Origin of the sequence: Actinomyces procaprae (assembly GCF_004798665.1) — a bacterium.
Taxonomy (GTDB): Bacteria; Actinomycetota; Actinomycetes; order Actinomycetales; family Actinomycetaceae; genus Actinomyces; species Actinomyces procaprae.
Genome location: NZ_CP039292.1, coordinates 445,672 through 459,376, shown reverse-complemented (window position 1 = coordinate 459,376; position 13,705 = coordinate 445,672). Strand labels below are relative to the sequence as shown.

The following is a 13,705-nucleotide window of genomic DNA, read 5'->3' as shown; positions in this document are numbered from 1 at the left end:
GCCCGGCTGTCCGGTTGGCCCCTGGTTGCTCCCGGCGCTCAGGCCCTGCGGCCCTTGCGACGGGAAGTCTGGGTGGTGGTCAGGACCAGCGCCGCGGTGAGCAGCAGCCCGGCCCAGGCCAGGTACACGCCGATGCCGCGGCCGCCCGTCAGGGGCAGCTTGCCGATCTCGACGTCGTGGATGTTGATGCCGATGGCGGTAATGACATTGCCTTCGGCGTCGGTGACGGCGGGGATCACCTTTACGGCATCCCCGGTCAGGTTGGTTTCGGCGAGCGTGATGGTGGTGTTGCCGCCGGCGTCCACGCCCAGGTGGAACTGGATGGGCCGCGGCAGCAGGCTGTGCCCGGCGGGCGCCTTGGTCTCAACCACCCAGTAGTCGTGGTTGATGGGCAATCCCGCCGTGGTGAACAGGGAGCCGTCCACCGGATCCACGCTCACGCCGTTCTCAATCGGGGTGGCGCCGTCCGTGGCCGGGTCGACGCCGTAGATCGCGAACTCGGCGCCGGGCAGGTTGGTGGTGCCGTCGGCCTGCACCTGGGTGCCGGTCTTGCGCAGTGTGATGATGCGCTTGCCGGCGTCCGGGGTGACCGGCTCGCAGGCGGTGTTGTCACTGCGTCCAGTGGCGTCACGCCCATCGGTCGGGTAGACCTCGTTGAACAGGCCGTGGCCCGGCGTGCGAGTGCCGTCCGCCTCCACGGAGCACTCCAGCAGCTCCTCGGAGTAGTCGGCGTTGCTCGGGTCCACGGTCACCGTGAAGGTGATCATGTACTGGAGCGTCTGCCCGGGGGCGATCACGTCGCCGGAGGTGAGGGTGTAGTAGCCCTCGGCGTCGGCCGCGGCGGCAACCGGTTCCCCGCCGGGGGCGGTGACGGTCGCCCGGTCGACGCCCAGGCCGGGGGCGAAGTCCGGCCTGTCGCGCAGCAGCCCGGTGGACTGGGCCAGCTCGCCCTCGTTGGTCACCGTGATGGTGTAGGAGACATCGAAGCTGGAGCTGGTGCCGACGCCGGTGGTGGCCACGGACTTGGACACGGTCAGCCGGGGCGTGAGGTCCAGGCAGGCGGTGTCGTTGGCGTCGCCGTCGGTGTCGCCCACCATGGCGGTGGTGTTGACCAGGCCGGAGGGGGCGCCGTCGGCGCGCTCGTGCCCGCACTGGTAGTCGGTGTCCTCGAAGTCCGCGGCGGCGGAGTCGACGGTGAAGCTCACCTGGACGGTGATCACGCGCGTGCCGCCGCCGGTGACGGTGCCGTCCTCCCCGGCGGTGCCGCCGGCCAGCACGGGACCGGAGTCGGCCCGGGCCAGGGTGATGGGCCCGTCCAGCACGCCGTCGGTGATGCCGGGAATCTCGGCATCCGTAGCCGCCTCACCGTTCTCCAGCACGGCGACGCCGGTGATCCTGGCCGTCTCCGGCAGGGCCGGGGTGTCGGTCACGTCGGCGATGATCTGACTGGCGGCACGGGAGGTGTTCTCCACCGTCACGGTGTAGGTGGCGGTGTAGGTGTCCCCGTTGCGGACCACGTCGACCGTGTCCTTGCGGACGGAGAACTTCGGGTTGATCGGCACGTTGCCGCAGTCCTCGGCGTTGTCCGTGACCTCGCCGGAGGTGACGGCGGCGGAGTTGTGGATGGCGCTGCCGTCGGTGGCGGCCTGTGCACTGCACTGGTCCGCTTCGACGCCGGGGACGCCCGTGTCGGGGGCGGTCACGTTCAGCACCACGGTGTATGTGTGGGTGGTGCCGGCCGGCAGGTCGGCGTCGCTGGCCACCGTTACGGGCCCGGAGGCCTGCGTGAGCGCGTCTGCCAGGGCGCCGCCGGTGACGGTGATGGAGTTCAGCGTGGTGCCCTCGGGCATGGTCGGGGTGTCGACCAGCTCGTAGGTGAGGTCCTGCACCTGCGAGGGGTTGGTGACGGTCACCTCGTAGGTGACGTCCCAGGTCTCACCGGTCCAGTTGCCGTCGGCGTCCAGGTGCTTGCTGGTGCCCGTGAAGGTCTTGTTCACGCCTGCATGCGGGGTGACGTCGTTGGTGACCGTGGCGGTCACGGCGGCGTCGGCCTGCGCGGGCAGGGTGAAGGTGACCGCTCCGGGGGTGGAGGTGTCGGCGTCGGCGCCCTCGACCGTATAGGTCATGGGGTCGGTCCAGGTGAAGGAGCCGTCCGCGGGGGCGGCCAGCGAGTCACTGCCCGGCGCCGTCTCTGTCAGGGTGCAGGTGGCGCCCACGGGCACGCCCTCCACGGCGACGGCGGTGCCGTCGGCGGGCAGGGTGAGGGTGCCGGTGAAGGTGTCCTGTCCGGCGGTGCAGGTGTAGTCCACCGTGTAGCCCTCACCGGTGGCGCCGTCGGTGGCCCCGGAGATGGCCTTGTTGACGGTGAAGCCGGTGGCCAGGGTGCGCTCGTCGGCGGCGTTGGTGACCTCGGCGGTGGAGGTGGCCTCCCGGGCGATGGTCTGCGCCTGGGCGACGGTGCCGTAGTCGCCGTCGAGCTCCGGGTCCGTCCACTGGTAGGACGGGTCGCCACTGACTGGGGCCGTCGGGCGCCCGGTCTCGGTGACCGTGCAGGTGGAGCCGACCAGGACCTGCGTGTAGTCGCCGGTCAGGGTGGCGGCGCCGGAGCCGGTGACCCGCCAGGTGCCCTCATTGACGGTGCCGTCCTGCGCGGTGCAGGACCAGGTGCCCGCGTAGGTGTTGGATTCGGCCGCGGTTACGCCGTCGAGCCCGTTCACGAGCTTGTTGATTGCCAGGGCGCCGTAGATGCGCTGGGCGGAGTTGGTCACCCGCAGCACCGGGTCGGAGTCCTGGGCGATGCCCGTGAGCGTGTCGCCGTCGGTGAAGGTCTGCCCGTCGGCGGCGACGTCGTAGGCCGGGTTGTTCCACGCGTAGGAGACGTCCGTCAGCCCGGAGGTGTCGATGGGCGTGTCCTCGGTGAGGGTGCAGTCGCCGCCGGCGTAGACCGTGGTGCCCGCGGCGCCCTCGCTGACGGTGGTGGAGCCGCCGGACGCGGGCAGTTCCCAGCGGCCGCCGACCTGGCTGCCGTCCGCCTGGGTGCAGGACCAGCCGCCGCGCACGGTGGCGCCGTCGGTCAGGGCGCCGTCGATGCCGGTGTAGGCCTTGGTGATGGTGAGCGGCTGGGCGGCGCGCTCGGCGTCGTTGGTGACGGTGAGCGTGTTGGCGGCGGCGTCCGCGCCGATGGTGACCGGGTCGGAGGCGACCGGCTCGGCCCAGCGGTAGGAGATGTCCTTCAGCTGGCCCTGGGTGGGCGCGTCCTCGGTGGCGGAGCAGACGGTGCCCAGCGGCAGGCCGCCCTCGGGCAGGCCGTCAATGGTGGCCGCGCCGGCGCCGTCGGCCGTCCAGCTCAGGTTCCAGTCCTGGCTGGTGCCCTGGCCGTCGTCGTAGTGGCAGGCGATGTCGCCGGAGAAGGACTCGTCGACGACGACGCCCTCGGGCAGCCCGTCCCCGTAGGCCTTGGTCAGGCTCAGGTCGGAGGTGACGCGGCGGATCGTGTTGGTGGCGGCCACCTCCACGGTCTGGTCCTTGGTGATGGTGACCTCGTCGGGGAAGACGTTGGTCATGTCCCAGGTGTAGGAGGAGTCCTTGAGCTGGTCCTGGGTGGGGCTGGTCTCGCTGATGGCGCAGGTCCAGCCGGCCGGGATCTCCCGGTCGAAGGCGACGCCGGTCTCACCGTTCGCGACGGTGGCGGTGGCGGTGAGCTCGCCGTCGACGCCGGGGGCGGTGCAGGTGGCGTTCAGGGTGAAGGTCTGGCCGTCCTTCAGGCCGTTCGTCTCCCCGATGACCGTCTTCGCGGCGGTCAGGGAGCCCATGTCCCGGTTCACGGTGTTGGTGACGGTCATGGCGGCGGTGCCGTCCGCCGTCACGGTGACGGCGTCGTAGCTGGGCTCGCCCCAGGAGAAGGAGGGGTCGGTGTCCGGGGCGCCGGAGGCGTCCAGGTTCTCGGTGGGCGTGCAGGTGGAGTCGACGTAGGGGGCCTGGCCGCCGTCGTAGGTGATGGCGGCGTTGCCGGCGCCGTCCACGCTCCAGGTGCCGGTCACGTCGGCGTCGCCGTCGTGGGTGCAGGTGAAGGTGCCGGAGTAGGTGTTGTCGGCGCCGAACTGGGTGGCCAGTTCACCGGAGAGCACCTTGTTCAGGTTCACGTCGGCGCGCACGCGCTCAATGGTGTTGGTGACGGTGACGGTGCCGGAGGAGGCGTCCTCACTGGTGACCTTGACCGGGTCGGAAATGGTGGGGGTGCCCCAGGCGTAGGAGCCGTCGGCCAGGCCGCCGCTGATGGTGCCCTCGGTGACCGCGCAGGTCTGGCCGAGCGGGATGTCGCCGACCGTGACGGTCTCGCCGTCGGCGAGGGACCCGGAGTAGGCCTGGGCGCCGTCGCAGGTGACGGTGACGGGGAAGAGCTTCTCCCCGGCGCCGCTGAAGCCGTTCGCCTTGTTGCTGTCGGCCACGGTCTTGGTGACCTGGATGGAGCCGTAGCGCTCACTCATGGTGTTGGTGGCGGCCACGGCCACACCCGGCTCGTCTCCGCCGGGCATGGTGAAGGAGATGCTCGCGCCGTCCGCGGACACGGCCGCACCGCTCGACGGCGTGGCCGTCATGGAGGTTCGGTCCTCGTCCCAGCGGTAGGGGTCGATGACGGCGGGCAGGGCGTCCGTGCTCTCGGTGACCGTGCAGGCTGAGCCCTCCGGGATGCCGGTGATGGGCTCGGTGACCTGGCCGGCGCGCACGGTGGCGGTGCCGGTGATGACCTCGCCGGTGAGCGGGGTGCAGGTGTAGGTGAAGGTGAAGTCGGTGTCGGCGAAGCCGGTGCCGGCCTCGGCGCCCTCCACACTCTTGGTGATGGTCAGCCCACCGGTGGTGCGGGCGACGACGTTGGTGACGTCCACGTTGCCGCTGCGGGTACCGGGGTCGATGGTTGCCGGGCCGGAGGTGGCTCCGGCGGTGGAGAACACGTAGGAGGAGTCGGCGGCGTTGGGGGCGCCGGGGTCGTCCTCGGTGACCGTGCAGGTGGAGCCGAGCAGCACGGCGGCGCTGGTTCCGGCCGCGGTGGCGGGTCCGGAGGTGACGCTCAGGGTGGCGGCGCCGGAGCCGGTCACCGTCCAGGTGCCGGTGGCGTCGTCGTCGCCGGGGTGGGTGCAGGTCCAGGTGCCGGTGTAGGTGTTGTCGGCGCCCTGGCCGTCCAGGTCGGTCAGCTGCTTGGTGATGGTGAATTCGCCGTAGTCACGCTCCCAGGTGTTGGTGACGGTGACCGGCTCGGTGCGGTCGCCCTGGACGGTGACGGCCTGGTCGGCGGGCCCTGCGCTCCACTTGTAGGAGGCGTCGGTCAGGCCCGTGGAGCCGGTGGGCGCGGTCTCGCTGACGGTGCAGTTGGCGCCGGCGGCGATGTACGGGGTGGTGGCGGTGGCCGCCGAGCCGGTGGCCGACAGGTTGAAGGTGCCGGCGTAGTTCTCGGTCTCGCCCTGGGCGGGCGCGTCACAGGTGACGGTGACCGGGAAGGTGGTGCCGGCGGTCACGGGGCCGGAGTCGGGGCTGACACTCTTGGTGACGGCCACCTTGCCCCAGGCGGCCTCGGTGGGGTTGACGACGGTGACGGTCTTGCCGCCGTTGGCCGCGTTCACCATGGTGCCCTCGGCGGCGTCGAGGCCCTCGTAGCTGGGGGTGCCCCAGTCGTAGGCGTCGGCGAGCAGGTCCTCGTTCAGCGAGGAGGCGGGCTCGGAGACGGTGCACAGGGCGCCGCGGGGTACCTGTACGGTGGTGGCGGCGCCGTCCGCGACGTCAACTGTGCCGGCGTAGTCGGTGCCGCAGTCGTAGTCGATGGCGAAGGTGGCGTCGCCGCCGTCGTAGCCCTCGCCGTCAACCTGCTTGGCGAGGTTCAGGTCGACCAGTACGCGCTTGTAGGTGTTGGTGACGGCGATGGTCTCGGAGCTGTCCTTGCCGACGGTGACCCGGGAGTTGTCGAAGCTGCCCGCGCCGGTCCACTCGTAGGAGGAGTCCTTGAAGTCGCCGTCGGCGGTCTCGGGGGCGGCCTCGGTGAAGGAGCAGGTGGTGCCTGCGGGGACGGTGAGCTTTGCGGGGGTTCCGGTGGAGACGTCCAGCGTGCCGGAGCCGCCGTCGCCGTTGCAGCTGTATGCCACCTTGAAGACGCGGTCCGGCGTACCGGTCCAGCCGCCTGCGGCGGTCTCGTCGGCCGGCTCGACGACCTTGCTGACGTTGATAGTGCCGGTGTTGCGGACGATGGTGTTGGAGACGGTGACCCGGTTGACGGAGGGCGCACGCATGACCTCTACTGTGGGCTTGTCGATGCTGGGGGTGGTCCACTCGTAGGAGTCGTCCTTGAGGTCGCCGCTGGGGGCGTCCTCGGTGATCGCGCAACTAGCACCCACTGGCAGGCCCGTGATCACCGCCGAGCGACCGCTGGCGGCGGACCAGGTGCCGGAGAAGTCACGGCCGTTGGTGTTGCCGCAGTCGTAGGTGCCGGTGAACACCTTATTCGAGTTACTCAGACCATGATCGGGGTCGCTCACGGTCTTCCTGATCTCGATGGAGCCAGTATTGAAGGTGTTGGTGACAGTGCAGGTGACGCGCTGATCCGGGGCGAGAGTGACCTTCGAGTCGGTAACTGTCACCTGGCGGTTGTTCTGATCCCTGCAGACCCAGTCGCCCTGCTGTTCGAAGCCCTGCACGTTGCCGGTGGTGGCCTCCGACAGGGTGTAGGTGCCCGAGCGGGTCCACTGGCCGGTGACCGAGGGCTGTCCCGAGATTCCGGAGATCATCCGGTACGGGTAGGGATCGTCGGCCTCGGAAGTCCTGGTGGGCGTAGCCGTGAGCGTCCAGTTTGCGGTGCTTACGGCCGGAAAGGTCATGCCGCTTAGTTGCTTGACGAGGGTGATCTGTGAGCGACCGACGTATTCGTTGTGCCAGGTGCAGGTGAAGTCCGTATTCCTCTGATCCTGGGACAGCTGGGTGGAATCCAGGTCCAGGGTGTTCGTGCTCAGGTCGAGAGCGGTGTCGGTGAAGTCGCCGCCGTTGCGGTGCTGGAGCACACCATCGGGGGTACGGCACTCGACACCCGCCAGCCGCCAACCGGAGGAGGTCTGAGTCACTGGATTGGCAATATTCTCCCTGACAGCGGCCTTATCGTCGGGTGCCAGCAGCTCATACGCCTGCGGGTCGGAAACGGTACCGGCAGTTCCCCAGCCATTGGGCCGAAGGTTGTTCAACGGACTCCAGTCCGCGAGCGCGTTCGATCCCGGCTCGGACACATTGGTGTAAGTGAACGTCGGCGGCGTGACAGAGCTCTCCAAAGAAGGATCAGTAGTCGCGTACTTGGCGAAAGTGACGTGGCGCACCTGCTCCAAGGAGCCGTACAGGCAGCCGTAGGTCTCGGTGTTCTCCTTGGTGATGAAGGTGTTCTCCAGTTTCCCCTCATCCGCCAAGTCGGTGGAGCAGACTCCGTTCTCACCGTTGTTGACGAATCCCCATAGCTTCAGCTTGTAGTCGATGCCGGTAGCTGGATCCGTCCAGGCAGTGGACGAGATCGCGGCCTCCACTTCAAGAGTGTCGTCCTCACAGGAACGACCGTCAGAACCGTAAATAGGGCCGCCATCCGCACCTCCACTCGCGCCGTCATTCGTATCGAAGGAGACGAGTCGACCATCACGGTTGTAAGCGTAGTGATAATCGCTACTCCAACCGTAGCTGCCGTACCAGGAATCCCATCCGAATGTAGCCCGCAGGCCCGTCCTTCCGTTCCGATCGAAGGCATACCGACCGGTGCCACTCGTATTGTAGCTACCATCTTGATTGAAGGTGGAACGACAAATGTTCGTCGTCTCCTTGAGCTTCCAAGGGAACTCTGAACGAATTGCATTTCCGAGCGTAAGCTCCATGGTGCCACCCACAGTAATTTCATCCACTGTCGCGTAGATCGGACGGTTACCGTGCTGCATGGTGGCGACCAAGAAGGGCTGACCCACACCAACACTGCCAGACACCTCGGGCCTCAAACCGACGGTGCTTTGACTAGCAGGATCGTATTGCCGCGGACAATCTCTGGGATTTGCCCCCATGTTTGAGCCATACCCGAAGGCCGCATAAGTGCCATCACCCGCAACTACTTCTGCGGTAGTCGTCTGACTTCCCGGATCCTCTGGACTGTACCGCACACAGCCCCTATAGATCGCCTCCGAAACGGTGGGAAAGGCACTGGTGACAATGTCGTGTTGACGCGCTGTCGACGTCCCCAAAGGAACCACGACCTCGGCCGCCACGGCGGCCGGGACAACGGGGAGCACGACACCCCCCAGGAATGTGCCGGCAAACAACGCAAGAACCGTTATCACAGCCAGCGCTCTTGCACGCGAAGGTGCGAGCGCCCGGAGGCGCGAAACTGTTTTGCGCATCGGCGTCCTCTCCCGATCGAACTGACTCTGCGGCGATATCGACTGCGCGCCTCACACCCTCAAGGCGTGCACCCGCGACACCTCAAGGATACCGATCATGACGCACGATTGACCGTCTAACATGCAACATTTCAGCACTATTCATGCCACCACACTATAAACACATCAGTTCCGTCACGCTTTGCAGCCATTTCAGCGCCGGCAACATCAAGACCCGAGTGCGTTGCCCCGGTATCGCGACGGCGGGGCGTGCACCGCTTCGCATGCCCGCCCCGCCACTCGTGACCGCCCTATGCGGCGCACGGTCGACACGATTTCTATGCGAGTCGCATGCCGTAATGCTTTCGCCATGCGATTCCCGCTGCGGCCGCGAGCAGTGCGATTGCGGCAACCACATTCGGCATCAACCCGTTGCCACCAGCATTGGGCAGCCTCGCAGCCTCGAGATCCCGAATGGTGAGCACGTCATCCGCCCCGGTACCCGCCGACTGTGAAACGACCGCAGTGGATACGCCCAGTTCGGAATCGTTCAGCACGGTAATACCGGTATCGGTGATCCGGATGTGGACCGGGTTGGCCAGCAGTTGGTGTCCGGCCGGGGCCCGGGTCTCCAGCAGCCAGTACTCGTGGTTGATCGGGAGCAGTGCGGTGGTGAACACGCCGGTCTCACCCGAGGGGACCACGCCGTCAGCAATTGCGGTCGCCCCGGAGGTTGAGGGGTCGACCGGGTAGATGCTGAAGGCGGCGCCGTCCAGGTTGCCCTGACTGCCGGTCTTGACCACCGATAGCGTGCGCTTGCCGGCATCGGGCGAGACGCTGGCACACGCGACATTGTGGTCGGGTTCGGTTGCCTGATCCACATCGCTCGGTGGGATGGCTGCGTTGTACAAGCCGTGTCCACTGTCCAGCAGGCCATCGGCACCCGTGGAGCACGCAAGCAGCGCTTCGTCATATCCGGCTGCCGCGGGATCGATCGCAACTGACAGGGTGAGCCTCCAGGTCATCGTCTGCCCGGAACCGATGGTCTCACCGTCGGCGAGGACGTAAGCACCCGATCCGTCCGCTGTGATCGCCTGCGCGGCGCCGCCGTCGCGGGAAACCGTCGCACCGGTGATGTTCAGGCCGGGGGCGAATGCGGGCTGGTCCGTGACGGTGCCGGTCGAACCGGGCAGCGCGCCCTCGTTGACGACGCTGATGTCGTAGGCGACGTCGAAGGAGGAGCCGCTTCCGGGCTGCGCGGCAACCGTCTTGGAGAACTTCAGTACGGACTGAGTGGAAATGCAGGCCGTGTTGTCGTCCTCGCCGGAGGTGTCGCCGTCCATGGCCACTGTGTTGACCAGTCCTGACGGGTGGCCGTCGGCCCGGGTACCGCCGCACTGGTATTCGGCGGCGTCGTACCCGGAGACCGTGGGGTCCACCGTGAAGGTGATGCGGACTGTGAAACTGCGCGTACCGCCAACGTCGGATCCCTCGGGCGCAGCGGCAAGTTCGGGGCCGGTTCCGGCGGCTGCCAGGACCACCGGGCCGTTCAGGGCGCCGTCGACGATCGCCGGGATGGTCACGCCGGAGGCCTCGGCACCGTTCTCCAGCACTTCGACGCCGCTGATGCGCGCGCCCGCGGGCAGATCCGGGACGTCGGTGACGTCGCTGATGATCGTAGAGGCGGCATGGGAGGTGTTGGTGACCGTCACGGTATAACCGGCGGTGAAGGTGCCGTCGGCACTGTTGCGAACCACCTCACCGGCCTGCTTACTCACCGAGAAGCGCGGGTTCGCGGGCACCGTGCCGCAAGCCTCAGCGACCTTGGCGACGCCGCGAGAAGTGACTTGCACGGCATTGTGCACCGCTTTGCCATCGGTAGCATCCTGCGCCGTGCAGGCGCCGTCGGGGCCGCCGAGACCGGCATCAGGCGCGGTGACGTTGACGGTCACCGTGTATACGTGTCGTGCCCCCGCATCCAGGGTCACGTCGTCGGCCGTGTAGGTGGTCTGCCCCTCGGGGAGTAGCTGTGGGCTCGCAAGCGGGCCACCACTGACCGTGATGGAGTTGACGGTGGTGCTCGCGGGCACGGTGACCACATCTTCCAGTGAGTAACGCAGCGGGAGGATGCGGGAGGGGTTGGTGACCGTGACGGTGTAGGTCTGGTCGAAGGTGGCGTGACCGTCCAGGGCGTCGGCCGCGGTCACGGAGTCGAAGGTCTTGGTGACACCGGCGTGGGGGAGAATCTGGTTGGTGACGGTGACCACCAGGTCACCCTGGCCCGCGGGCACGGTGAAGGAGATCCCGTCGCCGCTGGGCGTCGTGCTCACCGGGGTCTCGCCCACGGTGACCGCATAGTCCGCGGGGCTTCCCCAGCTGAAGGAGCCGGAGTCGGACGAGCTCAGGTCCGCGGCCTGCGGGGCCTGCTCCGTGACGGTGCAGGAGGCGCCCACAGGGACGGACGGCCCGGCAACAACAGTCCCGTCGCTGTTGACGGTGGCCGTGCCGGTGACGTCGGGCTTGCCCTCCTTCGTGCAGGTGTAGCTCAGCTGGTAGGAGTCGAGGTCGGTGCCGTCGGTGGCGCCGGCCAGCGCCTTAGCGAAGGAGATCGTCTTATTGGCGAGTTTCTGCGTGGCGGTGCAGGTGACGTCGGCGTCGGCGGGCAGCACCACCTGGGTGTCGCTGTTCATGGTCACCGCGGTGGACGTACCGGTGTGCACACAGGACCAGGAGTCGACGGCGTATCCGTCCACCTCGGAGGTGGACAGCTCATAGGCGCCCGACCCGGTCGTGACCGCGGTAACGGCCGGGTCGCCCGTGACGCCGCTGAGGGTGTTCTGGCCCGACAGTCCGGAGACCGGCGTGGCGGTCAGGGTCCAGTCGGTGGCCTGGGCGTCGCCCTCGCCGACGGTGTTGACCAGGGTCAGCCTGGAGTGGGCCACGTACTGGTTGTGCCAGGTGCAGTTGATTGCGGCCTCCTCGTAGGAGGTGGCCAGCTCGGCCTGGTCCAGGCGGATGGTGCGGTTGTCCAGGTCGACCGAGTCGGAGGTGTCCATCCGTTGGCCGTCGCGGCGCATCAGCGGATGCTCCTGGCCGCCGCTCTTGTAGGTGCAGGTGACACCGCCGAGGGTCCATCCGGAGGTGGTGTCCGTCAGCGCCGGAGTCAGCGCATTCTCCTGTACGACCGCAGCGTCATTGGGGGCCAGCAGTTCATAGGTGGTGGGGTCGGAGACGGCGCCGGCACTGCCCCAGCCGGTGGGGGTCAGCGAAGCGGGGGTGCCCCACTTCTCGGCCCCGTAGCTGCCCTCGGCGGAGACGTTGGAGTAGCTGAAGGTGGGGATCGGTGTGGTGGCCTGGAGGGAATCATCGGTCTCGACCACCTTGGTGAAGGTCACCGGACGGACCTGCTCCAGCGAGCCGTAGAGGCAGCCGTAGCTGGTCCTGCCCTCAGGAGTGATGAAGGTGCTCTCCAGATCGGCGGTGGCCATCTCGGGAGTGACCGTGCAGGTCCCGTTTTCCCCATTGTTGACAAAGCCCCACAGGCGCAGCTTGTAGGAGATGCCGGTGCTCGGGTCGGTCCAGGAGGTGTCGGAGCGGTCGGAGGCGATCTCCAGGACGTCATGCGCACAGGTAATTCCATTCGGCCCCGAGGCCACCCTCAGGGTCGAGTCGAACCGCTGCAACCTGCCGTAGTACCAGGCGTAGTTGTACGTGCTGCCGTCGCCGGCGGAGGTTCCTATGCGCCCGACGGCGGTACCACTGCTGTTCCAAGCATACTCGGACGGCCCGTCTGCACCGACAATGGCATTGCCATCCGGGCCCAACATGGTCGCACAGTAGTTCGGCGTATCCCACTCGCGGAAGGGGAAGTTGGTCTGAATCTCCTCACCCGCAGTGGTGATCTGCAGACTGCCGTAATAGGACTTGGTGGTTGTGTCCACAGGGTCGATGTTGACATTGTCGTGGCGCAGCGTTCCCACAAGAAACACGTCACCGACGTCCGCCGCCGTGACCGACGTGGGCTTGAAGCTCATGGCCGACTGCCTGGTGTTGTTGAAAGCATTCGGACAGTAGCCCTCGTCGAACCCGTAGGAGAAGCCCGCCCATTGCCCGGAGGAACCGGCAACCACACCGGTGTTGTAGTTGTTGTCCTGGGGCCCGTAGTGCAGGCAGGCGATGCGCCGCGCGTACTCCTCCTGCGTCAGGGTCTGCCCCTGGTGGTTGACTGTCGCGTCGGTGTCATACACCTTCACATTGGAGATCTGCGCGGTAGTCTCGCCCAGACCAACGGTGAGCGTGACCCCGGCAGCCTCCGCCTCGGGCGCCACCAGCAGAGGGGGAGCAGTGAGCAGAGTCGCGAGCGCAAAAACACCGACCACCGCTGCCGCCACGAGGCGGTGTGCGACAGCCCGCGTCCTGTGGAACACGTGTGACAGAGGCATGGGAGGGGCTCCGTTCGACGAAGAAGATGGGGCCTGGCCGAGCCGCGCGCGCCGACCCCCACCTACTGATGACTCCTAAGAACGTTACTGCACATCGATTGACAGGGCTCTAGCGAGTCAATAACAATCGCATTGCCATAAAGCGAATGGTCTAGGAATTATGTCTAGACGGTCAACATGTCCACTCATTTGCGCTGCGATCGGATCACGCTACGGCAAGCGTCGCACCCCCTCCCCCTCGAGGGGCGACAGCCCCCAAGAGGCTACTTCCGTCTCTGGTATGTGGGTGCGGTCACAGCCGGAGATACCAGCACTCTATCCAGCCTACAGAAGCCCTGGGCTCGAAGGGCAACCGACTTTTGGCTTTGCGCCGGCCGAGACGCTCAACTCCCTGTACAAGGCCGAGCTGAACCGTTGGCCGCCACTACCTCGACGAGCATGGCCCTGGGAGGGCATCAAAGACGCCCATGTTCGCCACCGCCGAGTCCGGGGCCATGGGCGTCGGCTAGCAGACCACCACCAGCCAACCCCAGCCGGCAACCGCCGGAACCAGATACAACAGCCTCTACGAAACCTGGGACTTGACAACCTGCTCAGCAGCGTTGGACACGCTAGCCAGCCCCCTCACCAGAGGGCTTTGAGACCGGGAAGCCCGGAGAATGCCGATCACGGTCAGCGCCTCGGTGATGGCCTACGCGGCGAGCATCCGGTCGAAGGGGTAGCGGTGCGCCCAGTCCAACTGTCCACTCAGACGGGCGTGCTGCCAGCTGATCGGCAGTACCTCCGCGCCAAGCCGCACGTGTGCCCGTCAAGCGCGTTGAGCCAGGGGCCCGCGCTGGGCAGCTTGCCTATGCGGTGCTTAGTGAACAGTTCCCAGGCGCT

2 protein-coding genes are annotated in these 13,705 nt (G+C 67.3%); both read right to left on the bottom strand.

Translation table 11 applies throughout. The features are described 5' to 3' along the window. Window positions 1-38: 38 nt before the first annotated feature. A complete protein-coding gene (locus E4J16_RS15905; RefSeq protein WP_136313080.1) occupies window positions 39-7,550 on the bottom strand; it encodes a DUF5979 domain-containing protein in 7,512 nt (2,503 codons plus the stop codon). 1,169 nt (window positions 7,551-8,719) lie between these two features. Further along, window positions 8,720-12,823, bottom strand: coding sequence for a DUF5979 domain-containing protein (locus E4J16_RS01755; protein WP_136313079.1), 4,104 nt, complete (start codon window positions 12,821-12,823; stop codon window positions 8,720-8,722). Window positions 12,824-13,705: the final 882 nt, after the last annotated feature.